This window comes from Rhizobium sp. N621 (genome assembly GCF_001664325.1).
Lineage (GTDB): Bacteria > Pseudomonadota > Alphaproteobacteria > Rhizobiales > Rhizobiaceae > Rhizobium > Rhizobium esperanzae.
In genome coordinates, this window is the sequence record NZ_CP013495.1 from 2,664,932 (window position 1) to 2,688,860 (window position 23,929).

A 23,929-nucleotide genomic window follows, 5' to 3' on the forward strand; every position below is an offset into this window, starting at 1 on the left:
GGGAGGACGGCAGTGCAGGCGGAACCGATGCTGGTGGCAGGATTGATCGAGGTGTGCCGCGCGACGATCGCGGAGAATACCGATCACCTTTGCGCGCTCGATCGCGCCATCGGCGATGGCGATCACGGAACCAATATGCGGCGCGGCTGCGAGGCGGTGAGCGCCGAGGGCGAGAGCCTGTCCAACCTGCCCTTCCCCGACGCGGTGGAAAAGATCGGCCTGGCGCTGGTGATGAATGTCGGCGGTGCGGCCGGCCCGCTTTACGGCACGTTGCTGATGGAGATCGGCCGCGAGCTTCGCAAAAGTGAGGAAGCGGCCGATTTTCCGCAGGTGCTGAAACAGGCGATCGACGCGGTGGCAAGGCGCGGACGCGCCCATACGGGCGACAAGACCCTACTCGACGTACTCTATCCCGTACATGCGGCACTGGCGAAGCGATCACCACTCGGTGACATCGCCCGCAAGGCCGAACGTTCCGCCAATAGGACCGCCGCGATGAAGGCAATGCGCGGGCGTGCGGCTTATCTCGGCGACCGTTCGATCGGCCACGTCGATCCCGGCGCGTGGAGCTGCGCGTTGCTGACCACTGCGATCTGCCGCTATCTCGGGGAGCAGCGGCCCCAATGAATGCAAGGACCGACATGACTGCTAAGACCGCAAACGTGGGTATCGTGATCGTTTCCCACTCGCCGCTGGTGGCACGCGGCATAGCCGACATGGTGCGCCAGATGGTCGGCGACTGCGTGCCGCTCGCTTGGTCGGGCGGCAATGTCCACGGCGAACTCGGTACCGATGCTGGCGGCATCCTGAGGGCGATCGAAGCCGCCTGGTCCGATGCCGGCGTCGCCGTCTTCGTCGATCTCGGCGGCGCCGAAACCAACAGCGAGATGGCGATCGAAATGCTGGGGCTTCCCCGTTCGGCGCTCGTCTCCATTTGCAACGCGCCTTTGGTCGAAGGCGCCGTCATCGCTGCTGCCGAAGCGTCGGGGGGCGCGTCACTGGCCAAGGTCGTCGCTACAGCCGAGGAACTGTCCCCCTGATGACGAACGGATTGCGTATTGAAAAACAGGAGCCTGGTCCATTGCATGTGAACTGCCAGACGGAGGTGGAAGTCAAGCACGGCGTCGGGCTGCATGCCCGCCCCTCCGTCACCTTCACGCGGCTTGCCAAGTCCTTCCCTTGTTCGATCGAGGTCGCAGTCAACGGCAGCGACGTTTGGCTGAACGGCAAGAGCATCATCAAGATCATGAATGCGAGAATCCGCAAAGGGTCTGTCCTCCGGATCCGCGCCGACGGCATTCTCGCCGAAGAGGCGATCCGTGCGCTGAAGGAACTCATCGAGCGCAATTTCGATGAGGAAAAGAAACATGGCCGAACCGCTTAGGCTGAAAGCAAAGAGCGCATCCCCGGGCGTCGCATCCGGCCCGGCCTTTCTCGCGGAGGAGCCGAAAGCTCCTTCCGCCGCCGAGCGGCCGGACGCCGATCTCCCGCCTCAAATCGCCGGCGGATTCGGCGCGCTGGAAAAGGCGATCGATATCTCGATCGGCGAACTCGAGCGCCTTGCCGAGGGCGCCGATGCCGAAAGCCGCGATATCATCGATTTTCAGATCGAGGTGCTGCGAGATCCAACGATCGCGGAAGCGACCGGCGCGCGTATGGAAAAGGACCAGAACGTGGTCTTCGCCTGGGTCGCCACGCTCGACGCCTATATCAGCGAACTCGAAGCGGCCGACGAGGAACAGATGCGGGCGCGTGCCGTCGATATTCTCGACATCAAGAACCGTGTGCTCGGCGCGCTCGCCGGCACCCCGGTTGCCGATTTCCCGGCCGGCTCGGTCTTCGTCGGCAAGGACATGGAGCCAAGTCGCTTTCTCGCCCACGACTGGTCGAAAGGCGGCGGCATCGCGCTGTTTGCGGGCAGCACCGCCGGCCATGTCGCCCTGCTCGCACGGGCGAAATCCGTGCCGATGGTTGTCGCCACCGGGCGCTTTTCAGCCGCAGACGGCGATCCTGTCAGTGTGGATGGCGACGCCGGTGCGGTCATTCTGCAGGCGGGCGGCATGCTGATCCCGCCGCCGGCACCCACTCAAGTGCCTGCCGTCGACACGCAAACCGTAAGCGGCGAGCTCCGCACGGCGGACAGCGTGCCGATCCTCATCTCCATCAACATCAACGATCCCGCCGAGATCGACGCGCTCGATCCGGCAACGGCGGGCGTCGGCCTGATGCGCTCGGAATTTTCGGTCACTTCGCTCGCCGATGCCGCCAACGAGGAAAGGCAAGTGGCGATCTATCGCCGTGTGCTGGAACAGGCGGGGGAAAAGCCAGTGATCATAAGAATGCTCGACATCGGCGGCGATAAGCCGCTCACCGGCCTCGAAGACATGCTGATTCTCGAACCGGGCCTGCGCGGCATCCGGCTGCTGCTTGCCCGGCCGGAAATTGCCCGTGTGCAGGCCCGCGCCCTGCTGCGCGCCGCCGTCTACGGCAAGCTCTCGGTGATGCTGCCGATGGTGACTTTTCCCGAGGAAATCGACAGGATGCGCGAGATATTCCGGGAAGAAGCCGAAAGGCTCGGCCGCCGTTCGCTGCCACACCGGATGCCGCCGATCGGCATGATGGTTGAGGTACCATCGGCCGCATTGATGCTCGACACCTTCGGGTCGGCGGCGTTCTTCTCGTTCGGAACCAACGATCTCACACAGTATCTTGCCGCATCCGCCCGCGACGACATCAACGTCGATGCCGGCAAGGCCGCACCCGCCGTGCTCCGGCTTATTGCCCAGGCGGTGAAGCTTGCCGCCGGCAAGCCCGTTAGCATCTGCGGCGATATGGCCGGCGATCCCCGCTATCTCTCCGGGCTGCTCGCCGCTGGCCTCCGGCATTTTTCCGTGGCGCCGGCCCGGCGTCCCGCGATAAGCTCGGCAATCATCGGTCTCAATGCCGATGGCACAAAGGCAGCCGGAGAATAGAATGGCGCGCGAAGACACCGAAGACGCCATTATAGTCTACAAGTCCATTCTGGCGCAGATCATCGACAACAGACCATCGGGCACGCGCCAGCGCCTGGCGACGGCGCTTGGCAAACATCGCAGCTTCGTTACCCAGATCACCAGTCCGACATATGCGACCCCGCTGCCGGCGCGCCATCTGGCAACCATCGTCCGTGTCTGCCATTTCAGCGCCGCTGAAGAGGAGCGCTTTCTCGAAGCCTATCAGGCTGCCCATCCCGGCAAGCTGCCGGATCTCGGCCATTCTGAGAAATTGCGGCACCTGTCGCTGATGGTGCCTGACTTCGGTGACGATCGCAAAAACCGCCTGCTCGAAGAGGCGATCTCCGATCTTGTGCAGAAGATCGTCGCGATTTCAGAAGCGAGTGAGCAGTGAACTGACGTGGCGTAATGCTTGGCTCTGGGAGGGGCTTGATGAAGAAGTTCATGAACACTGCGGAAACCATGGTCGCCGAAAGCGTCGAAGGCTTCGTGCGCGCCCATGAGGCCTTCGTGGTGTTCGGGGCCGAGCGCAAATGCATCCGCCGCCGCCACCTCACGTTGGGCAAGGTGGCGCTCATCTCAGGCGGCGGCGCCGGCCATGAACCGATGCATATCGGCTTCATCGGCCAGGGAATGCTGGATGCCGCCTGTGTCGGCCATATCTTCACCTCGCCGACACCGAGCCAGATCATTGCCGCCATTGAGGAGGCGGACACCGGCGCCGGCTGCCTGCTCGTGGTCAAGAATTACGATGGCGACCTGATGAATTTCGAAATGGCGATCGAGATGGCCGGCGACCGCCACAGCCTCGACATGGTCGTCGTCAGCGACGATATCGAGACGTCGAGAACAGGCGAAGGCCGCGGCCGGCGCGGCGTCGCCGGAACGCTGATCGTCGAAAAGCTCATAGGTGCCGCGGCCGAACGCGGAATGTCGCTTGCCGAATTGAAGCAGCTTGGCGAGGGATTGAACAGACGCTACCGCTCGATGGGTGTGGCCCTGAACGGCGTGACAGTGCCGCAGACCGAACGCAAGACATTTGCGCTCGGACCCGGCGAAATGGAAATGGGCGTCGGCATCCACGGCGAGCCCGGCCATGTCAGGCAGCCCTTCGCCGCCGCCGACGCCATCATCGGACATCTCTGCGAAACCATCGCCGATGACATCGCGGCAGCGCCGGGCATGCGAGCCCTGCTGTTCGTCAACGGCCTCGGCGGCACGCCGCCCGCCGAACTCTACCTCGCCTATAACAGCGCCCGCCGTTTCATCGAGGAAAGAGGCATTCCGATCGAGCGCTCGCTTGTTGGAACCTACGTCACCTCGCTCGACATGCAGGGGCTGTCTGTCACCCTTGCTTTGCTGACCGACGAGGAAATCGCTCTCTGGGACGCGCCGGTGGCGACGGCGGCTCTGCGTTGGCCGTAACCGCAATCCAGAAATATCAGATGGAAAGCGGCGCCGAGGCCGCACCGCACCTGCCCTCCGCGGCAGCGGCAGCCAGCCGCCGATGCGAAACGCGCCGGTCGAGAGATAGACGAGGTCGAGCACGTGCCAGTCGGCATGGCTGAGCTCGCTGCGGGAAAGCACCGGCTGCGGATCGACCGTCAGCGCCCTTCAATACCGCTCATCCCAGAATGCGTCGAACCATCCGGCTCCTCCGGCGGCTTCACCGCTGCGACGGAGAAATTCGCCTAGAGCGTTTCAGGTTTTCACGGAAGCATATCCGGCATTGGCGAAGTAGTTGCTGCATTCGCTGGGCCCGATGGTTGTGACGAGGTGTCCGATATGGCGCCAAGTGTCATCGATCGTTCGCTTCTGAGCCAGGCGCATCCAGTGCTTGATTTTGGCGAAGGCCTGTTCGATCGGATTGAGGTCGGGAGAGTATGGCGGCAGGTACCAGAGTCGGGCACCAGCGTTGCGGATCATCTGACGGATGGCGACCGACTTGTGGGAGCCGAGATTATCCATCACGACGATGTCGCCGGGTTCGAGCACCGATAGGAGTTGCTGTTCGACATAGGCTCGGAAGCATTCGCCATTGATGGGTCCATCGAAGACACAAGGCGCGGCAAGCCGATCGTAGCGCAACGCGCCCAGGAAAGTCAGGGTGCGCCAATGGCCATGCGGGGCGAAGCCGCGTAGGCGTTTGCCCTTCGGCCCCCAGCCCCGAAGCGGCGCCATGTTGGTCTTGATCCAGGTTTCGTCGATGAAGACCAGCCGCCTAGGATCGAGACCGGTCTGCCAGGACCGCCAGCGTTGTCGTCGCCGCGCGATGTCGGCACGTCCCTGTTCAAGGGCGAACAGTGTTTTTTTTGAACCGCAGCCCCTCGCGCCGCAGGAATTGCCATACGGTGTCGTGGGATACCTTCACCCCTCGTGCGGCCAATTCTGCCTTCAATCCGTGCAGTGATAGATGCGGCGTCTGGTTAATTCGCTCGGCGATAAACGCCCGGTACGGCTCGAGAACACGCTTGCGGTGACCGCCCATCTTCCCAGGCGCCACAGATCCGCTCGAACGGTAGCGCTGAGACCACTTCACCGCTGAAGACACCGCAATACCGAACCGCACCGCCACCGACCGGCAGCTCTCGCCGGCTTCGATGGCATCAACAACACGCTTGCGAAGATCATTTGAAAGAGGTCGAGTCATCCGATGCTGGCCTCCTCCAGCCAGCATCTTGAATCACAAAACGGCCAGAAACGGAATCCCTTCCGATTCAGCTAAAATCGGAAGCGCTCTAAGCCTGGGCCGACGGCACCGGCCTTTTCGAAACACCACTTGCACCGTTGCGATTTAATCGGATGCGATATATATAGTTATTGAAACCCCGGACAGGACAGAGCCATGATCACGTCTAAAACCGCAGAAAAGGCCGACACGGCTGCGCCCGCCTTCAAGGAGGCCGGCAGCAGGAAGCTGTCGACCTTCCTGTGCTTCGCGGTCTATTCGGCCAATCTCGCCTTCGGCCGCGCCTACAAGCCGATCCTCGACGCGCTCGGCCTGACCTATACGCAGTATATTGCCATGGTGGCCCTCTGCGAGGAGGACAACCAGACGGTCAGCATGCTGGGAGAAAAGCTGTTCCTCGAATCCAACACGCTGACGCCCATTCTGAAGAAGCTGGAGTCGGCCGGCTTTATCACCCGCCACCGCGATCCCGCCGATGAACGCCAGGTGCGTGTCAGCCTGACGCCAGCGGGGCGCGATCTTCTCGAGACCGATCCCGGCTCCGCCCTGATCGACGCCGTCGGCCTCGGCGACGATTTCCCCGTCGTGCAGAAATCGGTGACGCGGCTGCGCGACAACCTGCTACGGGCGCAGGCGGAGCTGCAAAAATCATGATCGCGGCACATGTCTTCGCCTAGTGACATGCCCGAGATCGCAATCGGTGCATTGATCGGGAATGGGAGCGTTCTTCTCGCCAGGCGAAGTTCGGAACGCAGGACGCACCCGGAGCGGTGGAGCCTGCCGGGCGGTCACGTCGAAGACGGCGAAGACGCCGAGACGGCACTGCGCCGGGAATTGCTGGAAGAAATCGGCGTGACGCCGCAGCACTGGCTGTTGGCCGGAGAGTTCGTTTCGGAAAGCCCGCCCGGGGCATCCGCCACCTTCCATGTCTATCACGTCGACCGATGGCAGGACTCTCCGCGACTTATCGGCGATGAACACACGGCGCTCAGATGGTTTACCGCCGCGGAGATAGAATGCGAAACCGAACTGGCGCCGCCTCAGCTTTGTGAAATGCTCTTAAACCTGCTCAGACCGAAAACGAACCGGCAGGCATCATGACGGAAAAGAAGTGGCGCGCCCCTACAGAGCGCGCTGCCTTCCCTCCGCAAGCGCGTCTTCCTCCATCATCTCGGCCGCTTTCGCGTAACCGCCGCCCATTCCATCAAGGAAATGCAGATGCGAATCCGGCCGCCCCGATGGCACGAGGCAGGTCATCAGCGCGTGAGACTGGCGGTGCAGCCCGAAGTCGATCTCGCCGCGCGCCCGCGCTGCATCGAGCATGGCTTCCACGCTGTCGATCTGGTCCGGCGCGCAGTCCAGCGTCAGGCGCAGGCCGTCGTCGAACTTGCGGAAATCCGAATTGGAGGCGACCTCCGACCAGCGTTTCGCGCTGACCTGCTTCTCTCTTGCCATAGCCGTCCCTCCGGAAAGCGGATGAGACCGGCGCGGCGCGGCATCGAAAACCGCGAGCACGCGTCTTGCCAGCGCCGCAAACACCTCCGGGCGCGTGTGGTCGCGCGGCTCGACCAACAATGACAGGATCTCGCCACGCTGGCTCGGGAACGGCGCCCAGTCGCAGCTCAAGCCCGTCAGGTCAGGCGTCATCGCATAACGGCCGGGCTTGACCAGAAAGCGGCCATTCTTGATCTGCTGGTCCGCCCATTTGAGCCCGCCTCCGGCAAACATCGCATAGGTCGCGCTCTCGGAAGCGGCATAGCGCGCGATCCTGACGTCGCGCCCGTTGGCACGGATTTCGCCGACGGTGACGAGCCCGACACGCAGGTCGAGATGAAGCTCGGCTTTGGCGAAGCCCGCGACGTCACGCAAGGCCGATGTCGCCGCCATGATGCCGTTCGCCGGCAAGGCGAAGGCTGCTCCGTCTCCGCGAAACACGAAGGGAAAAGCGAACGAACCCCAGGCGTTGCCGAGGGCGGCGATGATCGATGCGCCGGCATAATTGACGTCTTCATAGCGTCCCGATCGGATCGCCGCGGTCGAGCTGACGACATCGGTGATGCCGATCAGCCAATCGTCGGGCAACGGCTCGTAGACATCGGGATCGAGCACCAGCGAAAACTCGTCATAGGCGGCCCGGCGCGGCTCCGCGTGGCTGTTGATCATGGCATGTCCTCCGGATCGGCAGGTTTGGCTGCTGGCTCAGAAGCGGGTCTGCCGATCGGCAGACCCCCGCTTGAAGGTGACGGCGCGACGCCGGCCCCTCCTGTTCAGATAAGCTTGGTTTCGACGTCGATATTGCCGCGGACTGCCTTGGAGTAAGGGCAGATGCTATGGGCCGCCTCGATCAGTTCCTGTGCGATCTCACGGTCGATGTCTGCAAGGCTGACATTGAGTCGTGCACGCAGGAAGTACGAGCCGTTATCGCCGTTGAGCGTAATTTCGGCATCGACCTCGGGCCCGGCTGGCAAAGTGATCTTCCGCTGCGCGGCGGCGAGCTCGATGGCGCCGATATAGCAGGCCGACCAGGCGGCGCCGAACAGGTTTTCGGCCGCCGGGTGCGGGTGCGGCAGCTTGATGTCGAGCGTGCCGTCGCTGCTGCGTGCATAGCCGTTGTGACCGCCGGCGATGTGGGTCTTGCCGGCGAAAAGAAGCTTCTCGGTCATTGTCGTATCCTTTCGGTTGATGATTTTTAACGTACCCGATTAAATCGGATGCGTGTTAATATGTCGAACCGAATCCGATGTCAACACCATTCCGATTTAATCGGATACGATTTATTTTCCGGGAAAACTTGAGCCAGCCGCACAGGCAGCTCGACCGGTTGCGCATTCACGTCTTGTCCGGGAAGGAGGCCGCCTATAGGCTTGCCTCGAGGCTCGGGGCTTCACGAGGAAGACGGAGAGTTGAGATGTCCTCCATAACCGAAGGCAATTCGAGACAATATGGCGACAGCCGCAAGCTCGCCGCCCGCGCCAGGCTCCATACCGAATATACGATCGCCGAAACGGGCTGGTTTCCATGGGTTGCCGCGCAGCTGCCTTTGAAACCGGCAGATCGCGTCCTCGACGTCGGCTGCGGGCCGGCATGGTTCTGGGCGGTAACGGCGGATCTGCTGGCGGAGAATCTGCAGCTGACGCTCACCGACCTTTCGCCAGGCATGGTCGACGAGGCAGTGGCGCGCTGCGGCGCATTGCCCTTCGGTTCCGTTCGAGGCTGCCGGGCCGATGCCGCCGCCCTTCCCTTCGAAGACGGCGCCTTCGATCTCGTGATCGCCATGCATATGCTCTATCACCTGCCCGACCCCGCCGCCGGCATCGCGGAGATGGCGAGGGTGCTGAAACCGGGCGGCTTTCTCGCGGTCACCACCAACGGCATCGGCAATATGCGCGAGATCTATCGCCTGACGACCGTCTTCGGCAGCGCGCCGACCGATCCGGCAGCCGTAGCCTTTGGATATGACGCCGCCGAGCAAATGATGCGGACGCGATTCGGAAACGTCGCCATGTCGCAGTATCCGGCAAGCATGCGGATCACCGAACCCGAGGATGTCTTCCTGGCCCTGACCTCTTATCCGCCCGGCGAAGGCGCCGGCGAGCCTCAGCTCAGCGGTTTTCGCAGGGCGATCGCCGATGCCTTCAGGCAAGGCAGCGGCGCGCTCGATGTCAGCAAGGAGACCGGGCTGTTCCTCAGCAGGAAAACGGCCTGATCGGATCGCCGTCTTTCAGGAACGCGTCCGGCCGAGATCGCCGAGAACAGTGCCGGCGGTGAGCGTGAAGAATTCCCTGAGATTGCCTATCACGTAGCAACCGCCTCCACCCCCGGACGCATACCGAGGAAGAAATCGACGAGAGGATGCGGCGCCTGGTCGTTGAAGCAGAGAGCAAGACCCGCGGTTGATTCCTGAGCAGCGCTTTCGCTGCGGGGAAACATGGCGGTTTCGTAGCTGGCGAGCGCCGCCTCGATATCGTCGTGAGCGAGGATCGCCTGGGCCAGGTCCGCGCCGTCGCGCATAGCGAGATTGGCTCCCTCACCGGCGAAGGGAGACATCAGATGCGCGGCATCGCCGATCAGGGTGACACCGGCCCTGCGACCCCAGCGAAGGCCGACGGGCAAGGCAAAGAGCGGCCTTGCAACCAAAGGCGCCTCGCTCCTGGCGATGAGATCGACGAGCGACCGGTCCCAGCCGTCGAACCGCGCCAGCACGTCTTCGAGCAGGCCGCCGGCCTTCGATACGACTTCGGCCGACCACTCGGCCGGCGCCTCGAAGGCAGCGTAGCTGCAGATCATATCGCCCGGCTCGCGATGAGCCAGAATGGCCTTGCGTTCGGAAAGCGCCATCATTGTCCCCTTCCCGACGATCTCGGCCTGCTTCGGAAACCGGGCGGAGACCTCCGTCAAACGCGCTTCCGCAAAAGACAGGCCGGTATAGACCGGCTCGCTATCGGTCAGCAGCGGCCGCACCTTCGACCAGGCGCCGTCGGCGCTGATCAGCACGTCCGTCCGGACCGATAGCCCGTTCGCGAAGCTGACGATATAGGCGCCATCCGCCGCGGCAGCGACAGCAGTAGCGCGATGCCCCCACCGGATGATCCCTTCCGGCAGCGATGCGATCAGCATGGCCCGCAATTGGCCGCGCTCGACTTCGGGACGCAGATCGTTGCCGGCTTCCGCGAGATGCACCCTGCCCGCCTTGTCGAGAACGCGAAAGGCATCGCCTTCCTCCAGGACGATCTTGCGAAACTTCTCGTAGAGGCCGGCCGCCTCGAGCGCTTTCTGGCCGGTCTCCACATGCATATCGAGCATGCCGCCCTGATGCCGCGCGGAGGGGGAGGCGTCGCTTTCGAAGATGCGCACATCCATTCCGTGGATATGCAGGATGCGGGCGAGTACAAGGCCGCCGAGGCCGGCGCCGAGAATGTTGATCATGCTTTCGTCTCCGCACGTCGTGCCGCGAGAACGCCATTGATCAGCACATCGAATGCCCAATCCAGCCGGTCGCCGCCGCCTGAAAGCAGATCGCCGCTGAGCCGCGTGATATTGGGCAGCGCCTCGGCATCGGCCGCTTCGATCGCCACCGTCAGCGAGGAGAACTCCGATGGCGAGCGTGATGATGCCTTCCAGGCGGCCTTTTCGGCGGCCTGCGCCGTGGCGTAGAGCAGCAGCAGATCGAGCGCCCATGCCGCATCGGCGTCCGGCACGCCACCCTCGTTCAGGAGCGCCAGAATCGTCTCGACAAGTGCGAGGTAGTTCGCTCCGCTCGGCATGGTCGACATTGCCATCCGCGCCAGTTCCGGATGCTCGAAAAGCACCGCCATATAGCTGCGAAGCGTGCCTTTCAGCCGGCCGCGCCAATCCGCTGACGAAGAAGGCACGGCAACGCCCGCAAGCAGCGCATCGAGGATCTCGGCGTGAAGATCCTCGGTGTCGCTGATATAAACGTAAAGCGACGCAGGCCCGGTATCGAGCACGGCGGCCACACGCCGCATCGTGACCTTCGCCAGTCCTTCCTGATGGAACAGGTGCAACGCTGCTTCAACGATCCCCTCGCGGCTCAAAGCCGGCTTGCTCGGCCTCTCGCGCCGGCTCCTGGGCTGTCGCGCCATTGACCTATCTCCATTAACGAACATGTTCGTAACAAACATGTTCGTCGATGGGTGTCAACCAGCAGAACCGGAGATCACCGTTCGAAACCTGACGGATTTGTGGGCTGTCGGCCGCTGCAGCGCCGGAGCGGCGCTCAGACCTTCTCTTTTTTCCTGGTCTTTTCCTTCGGTTCGACCGGCGCATCGGGCGTCGGCGCCAGAAGCTTGCGCAGCGATGCGATCTTGTCCTTCACCAGCGGCCGGAAGCGCGTCGCACGATAGGGCATGTCGGCGGCGCCGTAGCCTTCCGGCCCGTCATCATTACCGCGATGGATTTCCGCGAGCTTCACCCCGATGAACGTGCCGTCGACATAGTGGGTATATTCGCCCACCCAGCGGATCGTATAGATCTCGCCCTTACGGATCAGCTGGTCGATGCTGACATGCTTGAAGGTGTCGTTGATGCAGACCACCTTCTGGCCGACATGAAATTCATAGCTCATGGATCAAACTCTCAAACGGCAATCCGCCTCGCCGTTCTATAGCGCGCCCGGCGGCGGGGATGAACCCTTTTCTGCCGGCGGACGTCATGCAGCGTGACTGCGCCTCTCTCCGACAATGCCACAAGCTCAGTCGCAATAGACCTTGCCGCTCTTGCGGGAGCGCAGATCGAAATGGAAGTGGTTCCAGTGTTCCGGGTTGCTGCCCGGCCCGAGCACCGTGTTAAAATAGCGGCAGCTATCGGTGCGTACCGCCTTCAGCAGCCGGCCCTCGCGATAGGAGAACAGGCCTTTCTTGCGCACATCGATCGCGTGGCCGTTCTTCAGCACGAACTTGCCGACGTCGATAGCATTCCCGCGGGCGTGTTCCGACATCGGATTATATCTCTGCCGGCTGTTGTTCATGCGCCGGCAGGAATAGCCGCCGAGCGGCTGGATCGTCTTGATGCCGCTCCAGTAGCGAAAGCGGGCCGACGGCGCCAACTCGTTCTTCACCCACTTGGCGAAGGCGAGCGTCACCTGGCAATTCAGCGTCACCGCCGGCTGCACGCCGATATTGCCGGAAAGGCCCTTTAGCGAGACCGGATAAGGGACCTGGCAGGCCGGCCCTTGCGATATCGGCGGCTTCTCGTCGAAGAGCACGCCCATACGCTTCAGTTCGCGCCGGCAGGCGAGCTCGGAAGCCGGCATGACGCTCGGGTCGACCGGTGCGGCGGGCTGGCTCATCATCGGATTGTTGGGCCGGAGCATCGCGACTTCTTCGCTCTCGTCCTCTTCGGGAACGCGGGTCGGCTCCAAGACAGGGCGGCCGTCATTCCAGGCGGGGGCTGAGCTCATCTCGGCCTGGGCTGCCGGCTGCGGCATTGCCCGGGGTGCGGACTGGCGCACTGGCTGATTGATCTGAGCCGGACTGTCGGTGCCGATGCCGTCGACGACAGGTTCGCTGGCGTTGCCCTCGGCGATCTGCTGCTGCTGTTCCTGCGCCAGCCCGACGACCGGTTCGGCCCCGAGCTCTTCATCCATGTTGACACCGCCGGACGGGACAGCAAGGTTCTGCGTGCCGCCCCAGTTGCCGTTCGGCTGGCCTGCCGCCAGCGCCTCGTCGCTGTCGATCATCGGCAGCTTGCGGCCATGGGATTCCGGCGCGGCCAGCATCTGCGGCGCCTGTGCCGCGTGCCCGGTGCCGGCAAGGTTCGGCGTATCGAGATAATCGACCGAGCCCTGGCTGCTGCCGACAGGCCCGCCGGAGACGGGATAGGAGGCCTGAGTTTCCGCCGGCGCAAGGCGCTCCGCACGCGCCATACGCGCGGCACCGCGAGACGGTGAAATCGAACTGACCCGGGTGCCATTGTCGACATTGGCCGGCGGCACCAGCCCATCGCTGATCGAACAGGTGGTCAGCGCCGCCGAGAGCAGCACGGGCAGGAAGGCTCGCCGCGGAAAGGAAACAAACGCCATACTCTTATCGCTTCCATGGGCCGGCCGCAGAGTGACCGAAAAAACTCGGTCCAATTTTAATTAAAAACGGTGAATGAAAACTTACCGGCACAATCTGAAGGCGGTGGGAATTGAAAAAGGCCGGTCGCCCGGCCTTTGATCTTTGCTGTTTTTCACGCTGCCCGTGTGTATCGGGTTTCGGTCGGACGCCCCGCCTCGCGCAGCCGGAAATTCGCAAGCAGCGTCTTCAGCTGCGTACTTTCGTCGGCAAGCGTGCGGCTGGCCGCCGTCGTCTCCTCGACCATCGCAGCGTTCTGCTGCGTCATCTGGTCCATGTGATTGACGGAGCTGTTGATCTCGTTGAGCCCCGTCGACTGCTCGCGCGCCGCCGTCGCGATCGAGGCGACATGGTCGTTCACCTGGTTGACCAGCGCCTCGATCTCCAGCAGCGCGTCACCTGTCGAGCGCACCAGCGCAACCCCGCCCTCGACTTCCGCAGCCGACCGGCTGATCAGTTCCTTGATCTCCTTGGCCGCATTGGCGGAACGCTGCGCAAGTTCGCGCACTTCCTGGGCGACGACGGCGAAGCCGCGGCCCGCCTCGCCGGCCCGCGCAGCCTCGACGCCGGCGTTCAGCGCCAGCAGATTCGTCTGGAAGGCAATCTCATCGATAACAGAGATGATCTGGTTGATGCGGCTCGAGGATTCCTCGATCCGGCCCATCGCGGTCACGGCGTTGCGGACGATGTCGCCGGAGCGGCCGGCGCTCGCCTTGGTTTCGGCCACCATCTCGCGCGCCTCGTTCGCCCGCTCGGACGCGGTCTTGACCGTCGCGGTGATTTCGTCGAGCGCTGCGGCCGTTTCTTCGAGTGCGGCCGCCTGCTGCTCCGTGCGCTTCGACAGATTACCGGTCGCCTCGCTGATGTCGGACGCGCTGTCGTTGACGACGCGGCTCGATTCGGCGATCGCATGGATGACGCCGTTCAGCGCATCGACGGCGGCGTTGAAGTCGCTGCGCAGTTTCGCGTAATCGTCACCGATATCGCCGATCGAAACGGTCAGATCGCCGCTTGCAAGCTTCTCCAGGCCGACACCGAGCGCCTGCATCGCGCGGCTCTGCCGCTCGGAAGCCGAGCGCAAGCTCGCCTCGTTGCCACGGCGCTCGTCCTCGATCTGGCGCTGCCTTTCGTCTTCGCGTCCGCGCAATGCGCTACGCTCGTCGACAGAGTCGCGCAGAACCAGCAGCGCCTTGGCCATCTGGCCGATCTCGTCGCGACGGTCAGCGCCGGCGATCTCGACCGATGCTTCCTCGGCGGCAATCGCATTCATCGCCGTCTTCAGTCGGGCAATCGGCGCCGTCACACTGCGGACGATAGCATAAGCGATCGCGATGGTGGCGGCCGCGCCAAGCAGGCAGAGCGCTGCAGCCCAGATCGCATTCTGGCGATAGAGCGCCGCCAGATCATCGGCATAGACGCCGGTGCCGACGATCCAGCCCCAGGGCTCGAAACCGGCGACATAGGAATATTTCAGCACCGGATCATCGGCGCCCGGCTTCGGCCAGTAATAATCAACGAAGCCCTTGCCGTCCTTCTTCACCTTGTTGACGAACTCGACGAACAGGAACTTGCCGGTCGGGTCCTTCATCTGGGAGATATCGGTGCCGTTCAGTTGCGGCTTGATCGGATGCATCACCATAGCGGGGCGCATGTCATTGATCCAGAAATAGCCGTCGGCGCCGTAGCGCATGGCGCCGATCACGTCCTTGGCGGCCGCCTGCGCCTGCTCACGGGTCATCGTACCCGCCTGTTCCATCTTGTAATATTTGTCGAAGATGCCGAGAGCTGTCGCCTCCATCTTCTCCAGCCCGACCTTCCGCTCCGCTTCCAGCTCGGAATAGGAATAGTTCAGAAAGAAGACCATCGTCGCGGCGAGCACGGCAAGCGTGAAGCCGACGAGGCAGTAAAGACGGGTGGAAATCTTGACGTTACGCATGAGGGTTCCCGGCGATTCTTGGACATGAGACCGCTCACATTCTGAACTACCGGAATTACCGGAGCGTAAAATTTTATTAGAAGATAATTGAATAACGTGAGGTGAGATTCCGATTGTGAAAATCAATCGGCTGAAAACGAGTGGAATTTAGATCGATGCGAGCTGCCATATTTGGTCTGCCGTTCCTTGGTATATGACTTCGAGAGACCTTACCCGCTAGTCCGCAAGATTAAGCAACTTCAACAACAAAATCGTCTCTTGCCACCAAGCAGCCCATGCGACGCAGAACCCGCAAAAGAACAAGAAGGTGAGCAGCCAGAACAAAATCGGATGGTCGCTCCGGCGAAGTGCAGATCGCTGACCAGAAAAACCGGTTTGAAACAGCAAACGACCGTTTCGGAGCGCATCGCAAAAAACAGCTGTTACCAAGACTGCTATGAAACAGACCAACACATAAGTACCTATCTCCGAGTACATTCATTGCTCCGCTGCATCGCCTAAACCGGGCGAAATCTCACCTGACATTTTTCAACAGTCAAAGTCGATTGGCGCTCGCTCACGTTTCAGCATGGCTACCGGTTGCTTTTCCGCGTAGAGCGCTGACAGGCTGCGATGGGGTCAATCTTGCGCATCTTATGCCTGGAAAACCACTGACACGTCTCGATATCATGCACTAGGGTGACTTCAAGTGAATCACCGGCCAACCCCAGATCAGATGGAGATCTTTTGATGACCGATGCCGCCAAGCCGAGAGGCGAACTGACGCTGCGCACGCTCGCCATGCCTGGCGATGCCAATCCGGCCGGCGATATTTTCGGCGGCTGGGTCATGGCGCAGATGGACCTTGCCTCCGGCATCCGCGCCGCCGAGCGCGCCAAGGGCCGCGTCGTCACCGCCGCCGTCAAGGAGATGGCCTTCGATTTGCCGGTCAAGATCGGCGATACGCTTTCGGTCTATACCGATATCGACCGCGTCGGGCGCACATCGATTACGCTGATCGTCGAAGCCTGGGCGCACCGCTCGCGTTATGCCAAGATGGAAAAGGTCACCGCCGCCACCTTCATCATGGTGGCGCTCGACGAAGAGGGCAAGCCCAAGCAAGTCCCCGAGGAGTGACAGGCCGGGATCGACACCATGGAAACGGTCAGCTCGCCGGAGGTCTTCGTTCATATTAAGGTGGTGATGGGCATGGTCATCAGCCTTTCGCTCGCGAGGCTGTTGACCGGCGTGGCCGGTATCGTCCAACACCCGGCCAACGCGCGGGTCTATGTCGTCCATCTCGGCTGGGCGCTGTCCCTGTTCCTCTTCATCATCCATATCTGGTGGTGGGAATACCGCCTGCAGGCCGTGCCCGTCATCGGCTTCGGCATCTATCTCTTCCTCGTCTGCTTCTGCAGCCTGTTCTTCCTGCTCTGCGCCCTGCTCTTCCCGGCGAGCCTCGATGAATATGGCGGCTACGAGGAATATTTCATTTCGCGGCGTAAATGGTTCTTCGGCGTCCTCGGCCTGATCTACGCCGTCGATATCCTCGACACGGCGATCAAAGGTCCGGAGCGCATCCTCTCGCTCGGCTGGGAATATCCCGCCCGTAACATCGTCTACATCCTGCTCTGCGCCCTCGCCGCCTGGACCGCGAACCGCCGCTTCCACACAATCTTCGTCATCGGCAACCTGCTCTACCAGGTGAGCTTCATCTTCAGGCTTTATGATGTGTTGGAGTGAGGCCCGGTTCCGCGAAGCGGGAGCGATCGATCCGGTGAATCGATTGCGGGGCCGAACGCCCTGAGCGAAAGCGAGGGACCGGGCAGCGGCAAATTCTCAAACCTTGTTGGAAGGTCGCGCCCTCTCTCCAGCCTCATCCTGGAGGTGCCCCCGCAGGGGCCTCGAAGGACGGGCTGGCCTCCGCTTCGCCGAGTGCGGATGCTGGCGTGATGCCAAGCCACCCGCCCCCGTGGTTCGAGACGGCCCTTCGGGCTCCTCACCATGAGGGTTGGTCGTCGTGCCGTCCCGCCCCTCTCACACCTTCAAAAACTGTGATCCCTTATCAAAGCCCAGCCCGGGAAATATCTTCCCCGTCAGATCGTCCACACCGACATCGAACTGCCGGTAGAGCATCGCCGCCGCCACCTCGCGCACGTCGGCCGTCGGCATCAGGTCGCGGTCGTCGAGCAGCTGGCCATCGCCGATCCCCGGCCAGCGGCCGAGGATGCGGCCGCCGTTGATCGCGCCGCCGGCAAGGACAGCGCAGCCGCCGGTGCCGTGGTCGGTGCCGGCGGAGCCGTTCTGGCGGACGGTGCGGCCGAATTCCGTCATGGCAAGCACCATCGTCTTTGCCCAGATCTCGGGCCCGAGCGTCGTCTTCAGCGTGTTGATCGCCTGGGCGAGATCCCCTGCCGGTCGCTTGAATTGGCCGGCCTGGCCGATATGGGTGTCCCACCCGGTGATCGAGAAGCTGGCGATGCGGTAATCGCCCTTCAGCATGTTGGCCGCAAGCGTCGCGACGTCGCCGATCTTCTCGCCGCGCTCGCCGTCCAGCTCGATCATCATCGCAGCGCCGTCGGCGCGCGTCGCCTCGGCAAGTGCCTGGGCGAAGGGCGGATCACCGGCATAGAGCCGCGCCAGGAACTGCATCTCGTCACGCGCCGGCGCCAGATTGGAATCCGATGCCCAGACGTCGACATTGTTCGGCCCGGAGAGGATCAGCTCCGTCGACGTGTTGACGTCGATCGCCTTGCGCGCATCCGAGCGGGGGATGACAGCGAGCGCCCGGTTCAGCCAGCCAGTCTTTTCCTCGGCGACATGTTCGCCGCCGGATTCAAGCATGTCCTGCCCGTCGAAATGGCTGCGCTGGTCGCGATAGGGCGTCGACACAGCATGGACGAAGGCGAGCTCTCGGCTCTTCCAGAGCGGCATCAGGTCGGCGGCGGCGGGATTGAGGCCGAAATGCCCGTCGAGATCGAGAAGCCCGCTATCCGGCGTCAGCGCCAGGGTCGGCCTGAGCGCGGCAAAACCGGCGTCGCCGTAAGGCTGCACCAGGTCGAGCCCATCCATCGCGCCGCGCAGGACGATGGTGACGAAACGATTATCGCCCGGCATCGCCGCGAAGCTGACCGGCGTGAAGACGGGGGCGGCGGCAAGACAGCAGGCCGAGGTCAGAAAACCGCGGCGGGAAAGCAAGATCCGGTTCATTGGGAGCCTCCTATCGGCGGTTGAATTCCGGCGATGCCAGCACCAGCGTCAAACCGCTGATCCTGTTCGGCGCCTGCGATACCACGCGGATCGTTTCATCGCGCGCGGCATCGGCAAGCGTCGATCTCAGGAACGCGCGCGGATCCTCGTCGCGGCCAAACTGCGCCGCGGCCCGCCTTGCCCAGGCCAGACGCTCGGCGAGCTGGCTGCCGGTGATCCAGGCGGAAAAGCCTTCCTCGAAACCGGCAGGGCTCGGCGGCAGCCAGATCGGCTGGCCCATGCGCTTCAGCGCCCCCTGCCCCAATGCCCGCGCCGCCCGAAAGGCCTTGAGCCGCTTGTCCCTCGCCTCTCCGGCGGGGTCCGTCGTCACTGGCGCTCCCGCCATACCAGGCGTATTGGCAGCCATATCGCCCTCGTCCGTTCCCTGCTGATTGGCTGCCAGGAAGCTGCCGACGACGCCGTTGACCGGCCCCGCGTTCAGCGCCCTCAGACCGGCAACAACAAAATCGAACGGCTGGCGCGCCTTGGCGCCCTCGTTCTGCCAGGCGGCCGGATGGTCGAGCATGGCGGTATAGACGGCGGTGAGGTCGCCATCCGTCTTCTTCCACGCGGCCGCCATATCAGAGACCATCCCCTCGTCTGGTTGGTCGGAGACGAAATGCACCGCGAGCTTGCGGCTGATATGCGCCGCCGTCTTCGGATGGACCGAGAGGTCGTCGAGCATGTCGAGATAATCCTCGCGCGAGCGCCGGCGCCCGCCATAACTGACGCCGAGCACCTGATGCTCGCCGGGCTCCGAAATGTTCGGCCGAAAGGCGATATCCATCTCCTTGCGGTCGATAGTGAGTCCCGTCAGCACCATGGCCGCGGCGGTAACATCCGCCTGGGTATAGCCGCTGCCGGCCCCGAGCGTGTGCAGTTCCAGGAGCTCGCGTCCGAGATTTTCGTTCAGCCCCTTGTTGCGCTTGACGCCGCCGGCCGAATCCGGCCCGAGCGAATCCGCCTGGTCGAGGTAGATCAGCATGGCGGGATGAGCGGTGGCGCTGCGCAGAAGATCGCCGAACCTGCCCGAAATGAACGGCCGGATTGCCTCGGCCTCGTAGAGCGGCACGATAAGGCGCATCGGCAGGCTCTTATTGGCGCTGGTGGAGAAATGATCGGTCCAGAAGGTCGAAAGCCGCTCGTAAAAGCCGTGGGGCGACAGCACCGCCTGCATCAGCCGCAGGTTCGCGTCGTGCTGAAACTGCTGCTGCGCCTGGCGCTGCACAGCCTTACGCATCTCGCGCCGCGTCGGATCGTCAGTGACCGTCTTGGCATCTTCCCGGATCTGCTTCAGCTGGTCCTGCAGGCTGAGGATCGCCCGGTGACGCATGTCGGGGCCGCCGAGCGGAAAATCCGGCGTTGCCGCCGCGCCTTTGGATAACTGCCCGATCAGCTCATCCTTGCTTTGCGGCGCCACCTCGCCCGGCCGGAAACCATAACCGAACCGGATCGCCGCCATCGTCGGGAAAGAGAGGCTCATGCCCGATCACCTCCTGATCACTTGATGGTGACAGGCTGACACCCGATTGCGACGGGAATCTGTAGGAAATGCGGCGATATCAGGACATGGACGATTTGTAATCTACTGAAAAGGCTCAGGTTTCATGCGCGGAACATGAAGGATACTCCGATTTATTGTCGTAGGCGGCTTCAGTTTCAACCCGCCGACGGCCCCGATCTTTCATTCAGCAAGCGCTTTCGAACGCGGCTTCCGCCAACGCCCCTCGCGATGAGGCTCTCTCTGGCCTTGGCGACATCCTCCAGCTTTCCTCATGCTGAGGTGCGCAGCCCGAAAACGGCGGAGCCTCGAAGCACGCGCCTCAACGTTGCTCCTTGCATCTTTCTTCGCCGCCGCACCGCCTCTTCATCGCAACAGGCGCATCCGGCCGACCGCCTCAAGCTACCCTGCCCCGGCACGCCCACGCCACCGAAGCGAACGATCGCGGCCCATCCGGCTCGCCAGCCTCATAGGCGGCCCGAATGGCGGCGTCGACGGCCTTTTTCTTGTCCGGCTCGAGTCCCGCAACATACCTGCCGAGCGGCCCTTCGCCGGCTGCGATCGGCTGCCAATAATCGTCGAAGGAAAGATAGTCCATCCGCACCAGGAGCGAGGTTTCCTCGACATCGGAAAGGCCCTGCGCGATGAAGGTCTCTTTCATTTCCCCCGGCCGCATCATCGGCTGAAAACAATATCGGCGGCGCAGCGGCAGCGCGTCCTCGTCGAGCATGACGGCAGTATCCCACAGCATCCGCATGTTCGACATACCGCCGTAATGGTCCCAGACGGCGGCGGCGACCACGCCGCCGGGGCGGACGACGCGAGCCATCTCGGCCACCGCCTTGCCCGCCTCCGGCACGAAATGCAGCATCAGCAGCGAAATCGCCCTGTCGAAACGGCCGTCCTCGAAAGGCAAGGAGCAGGCATCCGCCTGTTGGAACGATATGCGTGGATCGGTATTGGCCCGTTTCGCCGCCTCGACGAAGACAGGAGAATAATCGATGGCGGCGATCTCCCGCAGGCCGGGCGTTTGCGCAAGCGTGAACGCCAGGCTGCCGGTGCCGCAGCCGACGTCGAGCACGCGATCGCCATCCGCCAGCCCGGCAAAATCGATGAGCATCGGCGCCAGCTTCCGGCTCCACCGGCCCATCAGCCGCTCATAACCATCCGCACTTTCGACATGAAAACTCGACGGCATTGAAGCCTCCTCCCCCAAAGGACCGTGGCTGATTATGAACGCGCCGCCGACGGCCGCAAGCGGATAATCGCTGTCGGTCCGCCGGATCTCCTTGTCCCTCATCCTCGGCCCCGCGCCAAGGATCTGCCGCCGTCAACCGCCGCGGAACGCGTCAGCCGCCAGCCTTGTCCAGAACGCTCCAATCAAACCCGCCTGCCCAATCGGCGTAACGGTGCCAGCCAACGTCAGGAAAATCGCGGCGAAGGGAGAGAATGTCGGCGTCGTAGCCGGTGCGGTCGAACCATTCATACATCAGCGCCGCATCCTCGCTCTGCTGCCGCATCGCGGCAATCAGCAATTCCTGATAGCCGATCGGACGGCCGAGCACTTCCGACAGGACTTTCACCTGCTCCTCGCCGGACAATTCGTCACCGGCAATGTCGAAACGCCTGCCGAATACCTGTTCGCGCCGTTCGGTCAGGGCCGCAACGAAGGCGCCGATATCGGCAAGGCAGATCTGCTGCAACACGCGCCCGGGCGGCAGGGCTGCGGCGTAGACGCCCTGGCGCAGCCCGTCGATAGCCCACGCCGCCACGGTGTTTTCCATGAAGGCGACGGGCGCGCTGATCGTATAGGGAATGCCGAGCCCGGCAATATGCTGCTCGACCAGAAACTTGCTGTCGAAATGCGGAATGCCGGTCCTTCTATCGGCGTCGGCGACGGAGGAATAAATCAGGTGCCCGATACCGGCAGCCTTCGCCGCATTCGCGGCGGTGATGCCCTGGCGGGTTTCCGCATCCGTCCCGGCCTCGTAGCTATTGCCCATCAGGAACATCGTGTCGACACCGCTCGCAGCCTGCGTCACCGACCCGGCATCGTCGAGATCACCGGCGACGACTTCGACTCCCGCCGCGGCCAGGCGCCTGGCGCTGTCGCTCTCCGATCTACGGCAGATCGCCCTGACGCGGTGGCCCCGCGCCAGCAATGCGCGGGCGACCGCGCCGCCCTGCTGTCCGGTCGCGCCCGTTACCAGCACGCTTCTTGGCTTGCTCATGTCTCTGCTCCTTGTCGTTTGGCGATGAGCCAGAGGTAAGACTTGCCGCATTGAACCATAATGGCCTAAGATTGAGAAACATCGTGCCACTGGTGAATACAATGCTCGATCTCAACGACATCGTCGTCTTCGCCCGTGTCGTCGAGGCCGGCAGCTTCACCGCCGCCGCCCGCCTGCTCGCCATGCCGAAGACGACGGTCAGCCGCCGTATCGCTGCGCTTGAGCGCGAGGTCGGCGTGCGGCTCCTGCAGCGGACCACCCGCAGCCTCAGGCTGACGGATGCGGGACGCCTCTATTACGAGGAGAGCAGTGAGGCGCTTCGCACCCTCGAGCAGGCGAACCTTCGGCTGGCCGAGGCGCGGGCCGAGCCAGCCGGCACGATCCGCATCTCCGCGCCCGTCGGCTTCGGCGACCATTTCCTCGCCGCTGCGATCTTCGACTTCCTCGCGGCCTACCCGAAGACCAAGGTCGAACTGCGCCTGACCGACGACAGGCTCAATCTTATCGAGAACGGCATAGACCTCGCCTTCCGCACCGGCATTTTGGAAGATTCGACGCTGATCGCCCGCAAGCTCGGCTCGACCTACAGGATTCTCTGCGCCAGCCCGGACTATCTCGCCCGCTGCGGCACGCCCGGTCGGCCGGCGGACCTCACCGGCCACGACTGCGTCATCGCCGGTCCGTCGGCGGCCAATGTGCCCTGGGTGCTGGAGAGCGCGGACATCCGGGAAACAGTCACGGTATCGGGACGGTTCGCCGCCAACGAGATGCAGGCGGTCATGGCCGCTGCAATTGCCGGCTACGGCATCGCGCAACTGCCGCACGGCCTCGCCGAGGCCTGCATCGCGGACGGCCGACTGCGCCGCGTCCTTGATGATTACACGACGCCGACCGGCGGCCTGCATGTCGTCTACCCCAGCAGTCAGCACCTGTCGCCTTTGGTCAAGGCCTTCATCGACCTCGCCGCCACGCGGCTGAACGCGGGGAATGGCGCGAACGATGACCTGGCGGTCATATTGCCATAGATCCGTATGCCTCCCGTCACTGCCAAAGAAAATCCGGTCCGGTGCTCTGCGACGTCAGCTTGAGAGTGCCGTCCGGCTGAACGACATAGGTCTCGAAGACGCGGTAGCCGAACTGGCCGAGAAAGGTGTTCTTGACAACCGTTCCCGCGCGATATGGCGGATGAATGACCTTTCCGCCATAGGTGAGACTACCGGGAACCGCCTGCGGTTCGCCGGCCGCGCTGGCACAGGCTGTCAGCGCCGATAGAACGGCAATGAGCGCGTGCTTCATCAGACGACCTCGAGGTTGACATTGTCGGCCAGACGCCTCGATCTCTTCGACAGCCGGGCGGTCAGAGGACGGCATTGCTGCCCTCGAAGTCCCTGCGCAAAGCCTGTGCCCGCGAGAGCGCGCTGGCGATCCTGTTGTCGGTGAAGGGTTTGGGGATGATGTCGAGTGCACCTTCCATGCCATTTCCGACATTCTCCGGACTGCCGGTGACGAAGATGACATCGATGCCGTAGCGGTCGATCAGGCGGCGGGCAAGCTGCGCGCCGCTGACCCCGTCCGCGAGACTAAGATCGACGAGCGCGACGTCGCTTTTCGGAGCATAGGCGAGGGCCTGCTCAACGGTCGAAACCGGTCCGACGGTCTGGTGTCCGGCATCCTGCGCGATACGTTCGAGCTCCAGGGCGATGAGGCCCTCGTCTTCAACGATCATGACTTTCATGGATCCTCCTCCTCCCATCGGTGGACACATCCCCGGTCA

26 protein-coding genes are annotated in these 23,929 nt (G+C 63.1%); 12 read left to right on the plus strand and 14 right to left on the minus strand.

The genetic code is table 11. From position 1 onward, the window contains the following. Window positions 1-27 precede the first annotated feature (27 nt). Genes dhaL through AMK00_RS13010 form a run of 6 tightly spaced genes read left to right on the plus strand, consistent with a single transcriptional unit; the run spans window position 28 to window position 4,418 of the window. On the plus strand, window positions 28-627 hold the full coding sequence (gene dhaL / locus AMK00_RS12985; protein WP_064806195.1) for a dihydroxyacetone kinase subunit DhaL: 600 nt from the start codon (window positions 28-30) through the stop codon (window positions 625-627). A gap of 14 nt (window positions 628-641) precedes the next feature. Continuing rightward, window positions 642-1,040 (plus strand): dihydroxyacetone kinase phosphoryl donor subunit DhaM, encoded by a 399-nt coding sequence (gene dhaM / locus AMK00_RS12990; RefSeq protein WP_064806193.1) that lies wholly within the window; start codon window positions 642-644, stop codon window positions 1,038-1,040. Further along, the gene (locus AMK00_RS12995; protein ID WP_064803287.1) at window positions 1,040-1,384 is read left to right on the plus strand and encodes an HPr family phosphocarrier protein; all 345 of its coding nucleotides are present in this window, start codon (window positions 1,040-1,042) and stop codon (window positions 1,382-1,384) included. The genes dhaM and AMK00_RS12995 overlap by 1 nt, the downstream gene beginning before the upstream one ends. Beyond that, window positions 1,368-2,972, plus strand: coding sequence for a putative PEP-binding protein (locus AMK00_RS13000; RefSeq protein WP_064810610.1), 1,605 nt, complete (start codon window positions 1,368-1,370; stop codon window positions 2,970-2,972). Before AMK00_RS12995 ends, AMK00_RS13000 begins: the two co-directional genes overlap by 17 nt. Before the next feature lies 1 nt (window position 2,973). Beyond that, window positions 2,974-3,387 (plus strand): hypothetical protein, encoded by a 414-nt coding sequence (locus AMK00_RS13005; protein WP_064803291.1) that lies wholly within the window; start codon window positions 2,974-2,976, stop codon window positions 3,385-3,387. Between the two features lie 38 nt (window positions 3,388-3,425). Continuing rightward, window positions 3,426-4,418 carry a dihydroxyacetone kinase subunit DhaK gene (locus tag AMK00_RS13010; RefSeq protein ID WP_064803292.1) on the plus strand — a complete coding sequence of 331 codons (993 nt, stop codon included), beginning with the start codon at window positions 3,426-3,428 and terminating at the stop codon, window positions 4,416-4,418. Between the two features lie 276 nt (window positions 4,419-4,694). On the opposite strand, the gene AMK00_RS30770 is transcribed toward AMK00_RS13010, so the two are convergent. Then, a protein-coding gene (locus AMK00_RS30770; RefSeq protein WP_123876205.1) for an IS630 family transposase occupies window positions 4,695-5,643 on the minus strand; the annotation gives its coding sequence in 2 pieces (ribosomal slippage) (window positions 4,695-5,306 and window positions 5,308-5,643; 948 coding nt in all). A gap of 195 nt (window positions 5,644-5,838) precedes the next feature. Between AMK00_RS30770 and AMK00_RS13020 the strand changes: the two genes are divergently transcribed. Continuing rightward, complete coding sequence (locus AMK00_RS13020; protein ID WP_064810612.1) at window positions 5,839-6,336, plus strand: MarR family winged helix-turn-helix transcriptional regulator; 498 nt, start codon at window positions 5,839-5,841, stop codon at window positions 6,334-6,336. A 27-nt stretch (window positions 6,337-6,363) separates the two neighbouring features. Further along, on the plus strand, window positions 6,364-6,783 hold the full coding sequence (locus AMK00_RS13025; RefSeq protein ID WP_064810613.1) for an NUDIX hydrolase: 420 nt from the start codon (window positions 6,364-6,366) through the stop codon (window positions 6,781-6,783). Window positions 6,784-6,804: 21 nt separating this feature from the next. Here the strand turns inward: AMK00_RS13025 and AMK00_RS13030 are convergent, their stop codons facing one another. Then, window positions 6,805-7,845 carry a DUF3095 family protein gene (locus tag AMK00_RS13030; RefSeq protein ID WP_064810614.1) on the minus strand — a complete coding sequence of 347 codons (1,041 nt, stop codon included), beginning with the start codon at window positions 7,843-7,845 and terminating at the stop codon, window positions 6,805-6,807. Window positions 7,846-7,949: 104 nt separating this feature from the next. Then, window positions 7,950-8,345, minus strand: a complete 396-nt coding sequence (locus tag AMK00_RS13035; RefSeq protein WP_064810615.1) for an Ohr family peroxiredoxin — start codon at window positions 8,343-8,345, stop codon at window positions 7,950-7,952. 245 nt (window positions 8,346-8,590) lie between these two features. Between AMK00_RS13035 and AMK00_RS13040 the strand changes: the two genes are divergently transcribed. Beyond that, on the plus strand, window positions 8,591-9,388 hold the full coding sequence (locus tag AMK00_RS13040) for a class I SAM-dependent methyltransferase (protein WP_064810616.1): 798 nt from the start codon (window positions 8,591-8,593) through the stop codon (window positions 9,386-9,388). An 89-nt stretch (window positions 9,389-9,477) separates the two neighbouring features. Here the strand turns inward: AMK00_RS13040 and AMK00_RS13045 are convergent, their stop codons facing one another. The 5 genes from AMK00_RS13045 to AMK00_RS13065 all read right to left on the minus strand — a co-directional run bounded on the left by AMK00_RS13045 (window position 9,478) and on the right by AMK00_RS13065 (window position 15,195). After that, entirely contained in the window at window positions 9,478-10,608 is a 1,131-nt protein-coding gene (locus AMK00_RS13045) for an FAD-dependent oxidoreductase (RefSeq protein ID WP_064810617.1), read from the minus strand. Next, complete coding sequence (locus AMK00_RS13050; protein ID WP_237350396.1) at window positions 10,605-11,285, minus strand: TetR/AcrR family transcriptional regulator; 681 nt, start codon at window positions 11,283-11,285, stop codon at window positions 10,605-10,607. Before AMK00_RS13050 ends, AMK00_RS13045 begins: the two co-directional genes overlap by 4 nt. A gap of 134 nt (window positions 11,286-11,419) precedes the next feature. Further along, window positions 11,420-11,767 (minus strand): hypothetical protein, encoded by a 348-nt coding sequence (locus AMK00_RS13055; protein WP_008535048.1) that lies wholly within the window; start codon window positions 11,765-11,767, stop codon window positions 11,420-11,422. Window positions 11,768-11,893: 126 nt separating this feature from the next. Then, on the minus strand, window positions 11,894-13,222 hold the full coding sequence (locus AMK00_RS13060; RefSeq protein ID WP_064810618.1) for an extensin-like domain-containing protein: 1,329 nt from the start codon (window positions 13,220-13,222) through the stop codon (window positions 11,894-11,896). A gap of 152 nt (window positions 13,223-13,374) precedes the next feature. After that, complete coding sequence (locus AMK00_RS13065; protein WP_064810619.1) at window positions 13,375-15,195, minus strand: methyl-accepting chemotaxis protein; 1,821 nt, start codon at window positions 15,193-15,195, stop codon at window positions 13,375-13,377. Window positions 15,196-15,924: 729 nt separating this feature from the next. Here AMK00_RS13065 and AMK00_RS13075 point away from each other — a divergent pair. Then, window positions 15,925-16,311 (plus strand): acyl-CoA thioesterase, encoded by a 387-nt coding sequence (locus tag AMK00_RS13075; protein WP_064810621.1) that lies wholly within the window; start codon window positions 15,925-15,927, stop codon window positions 16,309-16,311. 18 nt (window positions 16,312-16,329) lie between these two features. Then, on the plus strand, window positions 16,330-16,917 hold the full coding sequence (locus AMK00_RS13080) for a hypothetical protein (RefSeq protein WP_064810622.1): 588 nt from the start codon (window positions 16,330-16,332) through the stop codon (window positions 16,915-16,917). Window positions 16,918-17,211: 294 nt separating this feature from the next. Here the strand turns inward: AMK00_RS13080 and AMK00_RS13085 are convergent, their stop codons facing one another. The 4 genes from AMK00_RS13085 to AMK00_RS13100 form a co-directional block, all read right to left on the minus strand. Beyond that, a complete protein-coding gene (locus AMK00_RS13085) occupies window positions 17,212-18,384 on the minus strand; it encodes a DUF1501 domain-containing protein (RefSeq protein WP_064810623.1) in 1,173 nt (390 codons plus the stop codon). Between the two features lie 10 nt (window positions 18,385-18,394). Continuing rightward, window positions 18,395-19,906: a DUF1800 domain-containing protein gene (locus AMK00_RS13090; protein ID WP_064810624.1), complete on the minus strand. Its 1,512-nt coding sequence runs from the start codon at window positions 19,904-19,906 to the stop codon at window positions 18,395-18,397. A gap of 415 nt (window positions 19,907-20,321) precedes the next feature. Beyond that, window positions 20,322-21,122, minus strand: coding sequence for a class I SAM-dependent methyltransferase (locus AMK00_RS13095; protein ID WP_064811712.1), 801 nt, complete (start codon window positions 21,120-21,122; stop codon window positions 20,322-20,324). 151 nt (window positions 21,123-21,273) lie between these two features. Beyond that, entirely contained in the window at window positions 21,274-22,155 is an 882-nt protein-coding gene (locus AMK00_RS13100; RefSeq protein WP_064810625.1) for an NmrA/HSCARG family protein, read from the minus strand. A gap of 101 nt (window positions 22,156-22,256) precedes the next feature. On the opposite strand from AMK00_RS13100, the gene AMK00_RS13105 reads away from it, so the two are divergent. Then, window positions 22,257-23,180 carry a LysR family transcriptional regulator gene (locus AMK00_RS13105; RefSeq protein ID WP_064810626.1) on the plus strand — a complete coding sequence of 308 codons (924 nt, stop codon included), beginning with the start codon at window positions 22,257-22,259 and terminating at the stop codon, window positions 23,178-23,180. 16 nt (window positions 23,181-23,196) lie between these two features. Here AMK00_RS13105 and AMK00_RS13110 read toward each other — a convergent pair whose 3' ends face one another. Both AMK00_RS13110 and AMK00_RS13115 read right to left on the minus strand, forming a co-directional pair. After that, window positions 23,197-23,451, minus strand: a complete 255-nt coding sequence (locus AMK00_RS13110; protein WP_064810627.1) for a hypothetical protein — start codon at window positions 23,449-23,451, stop codon at window positions 23,197-23,199. A gap of 61 nt (window positions 23,452-23,512) precedes the next feature. Beyond that, a complete protein-coding gene (locus AMK00_RS13115; RefSeq protein ID WP_064810628.1) occupies window positions 23,513-23,890 on the minus strand; it encodes a response regulator in 378 nt (125 codons plus the stop codon). Window positions 23,891-23,929 lie beyond the last annotated feature (39 nt).

What these genes read in the sequence shown, in the direction of transcription:
- dhaL (WP_064806195.1), top strand. Translation starts at nt 28, where the DNA reads ATGCTGGTGGCAGGATTGATCGAGGTGTGCCGCGCGACGATCGCGGAG.
- dhaM (WP_064806193.1), top strand. Translation starts at nt 642, where the DNA reads ATGACTGCTAAGACCGCAAACGTGGGTATCGTGATCGTTTCCCACTCG.
- AMK00_RS12995 (WP_064803287.1), top strand. Translation starts at nt 1,040, where the DNA reads ATGACGAACGGATTGCGTATTGAAAAACAGGAGCCTGGTCCATTGCAT.
- AMK00_RS13000 (WP_064810610.1), top strand. Translation starts at nt 1,368, where the DNA reads ATGGCCGAACCGCTTAGGCTGAAAGCAAAGAGCGCATCCCCGGGCGTC.
- AMK00_RS13005 (WP_064803291.1), top strand. Translation starts at nt 2,974, where the DNA reads ATGGCGCGCGAAGACACCGAAGACGCCATTATAGTCTACAAGTCCATT.
- AMK00_RS13010 (WP_064803292.1), top strand. Translation starts at nt 3,426, where the DNA reads ATGAAGAAGTTCATGAACACTGCGGAAACCATGGTCGCCGAAAGCGTC.
- AMK00_RS13020 (WP_064810612.1), top strand. Translation starts at nt 5,839, where the DNA reads ATGATCACGTCTAAAACCGCAGAAAAGGCCGACACGGCTGCGCCCGCC.
- AMK00_RS13025 (WP_064810613.1), top strand. Translation starts at nt 6,364, where the DNA reads ATGCCCGAGATCGCAATCGGTGCATTGATCGGGAATGGGAGCGTTCTT.
- AMK00_RS13030 (WP_064810614.1), bottom strand. Translation starts at nt 7,845, where the DNA reads ATGATCAACAGCCACGCGGAGCCGCGCCGGGCCGCCTATGACGAGTTT.
- AMK00_RS13035 (WP_064810615.1), bottom strand. Translation starts at nt 8,345, where the DNA reads ATGACCGAGAAGCTTCTTTTCGCCGGCAAGACCCACATCGCCGGCGGT.
- AMK00_RS13040 (WP_064810616.1), top strand. Translation starts at nt 8,591, where the DNA reads ATGTCCTCCATAACCGAAGGCAATTCGAGACAATATGGCGACAGCCGC.
- AMK00_RS13045 (WP_064810617.1), bottom strand. Translation starts at nt 10,608, where the DNA reads ATGATCAACATTCTCGGCGCCGGCCTCGGCGGCCTTGTACTCGCCCGC.
- AMK00_RS13050 (WP_237350396.1), bottom strand. Translation starts at nt 11,285, where the DNA reads ATGGCGCGACAGCCCAGGAGCCGGCGCGAGAGGCCGAGCAAGCCGGCT.
- AMK00_RS13055 (WP_008535048.1), bottom strand. Translation starts at nt 11,767, where the DNA reads ATGAGCTATGAATTTCATGTCGGCCAGAAGGTGGTCTGCATCAACGAC.
- AMK00_RS13060 (WP_064810618.1), bottom strand. Translation starts at nt 13,222, where the DNA reads ATGGCGTTTGTTTCCTTTCCGCGGCGAGCCTTCCTGCCCGTGCTGCTC.
- AMK00_RS13065 (WP_064810619.1), bottom strand. Translation starts at nt 15,195, where the DNA reads ATGCGTAACGTCAAGATTTCCACCCGTCTTTACTGCCTCGTCGGCTTC.
- AMK00_RS13075 (WP_064810621.1), top strand. Translation starts at nt 15,925, where the DNA reads ATGACCGATGCCGCCAAGCCGAGAGGCGAACTGACGCTGCGCACGCTC.
- AMK00_RS13080 (WP_064810622.1), top strand. Translation starts at nt 16,330, where the DNA reads ATGGAAACGGTCAGCTCGCCGGAGGTCTTCGTTCATATTAAGGTGGTG.
- AMK00_RS13085 (WP_064810623.1), bottom strand. Translation starts at nt 18,384, where the DNA reads ATGAACCGGATCTTGCTTTCCCGCCGCGGTTTTCTGACCTCGGCCTGC.
- AMK00_RS13090 (WP_064810624.1), bottom strand. Translation starts at nt 19,906, where the DNA reads ATGAGCCTCTCTTTCCCGACGATGGCGGCGATCCGGTTCGGTTATGGT.
- AMK00_RS13095 (WP_064811712.1), bottom strand. Translation starts at nt 21,122, where the DNA reads ATGCCGTCGAGTTTTCATGTCGAAAGTGCGGATGGTTATGAGCGGCTG.
- AMK00_RS13100 (WP_064810625.1), bottom strand. Translation starts at nt 22,155, where the DNA reads ATGAGCAAGCCAAGAAGCGTGCTGGTAACGGGCGCGACCGGACAGCAG.
- AMK00_RS13105 (WP_064810626.1), top strand. Translation starts at nt 22,257, where the DNA reads ATGCTCGATCTCAACGACATCGTCGTCTTCGCCCGTGTCGTCGAGGCC.
- AMK00_RS13110 (WP_064810627.1), bottom strand. Translation starts at nt 23,451, where the DNA reads ATGAAGCACGCGCTCATTGCCGTTCTATCGGCGCTGACAGCCTGTGCC.
- AMK00_RS13115 (WP_064810628.1), bottom strand. Translation starts at nt 23,890, where the DNA reads ATGAAAGTCATGATCGTTGAAGACGAGGGCCTCATCGCCCTGGAGCTC.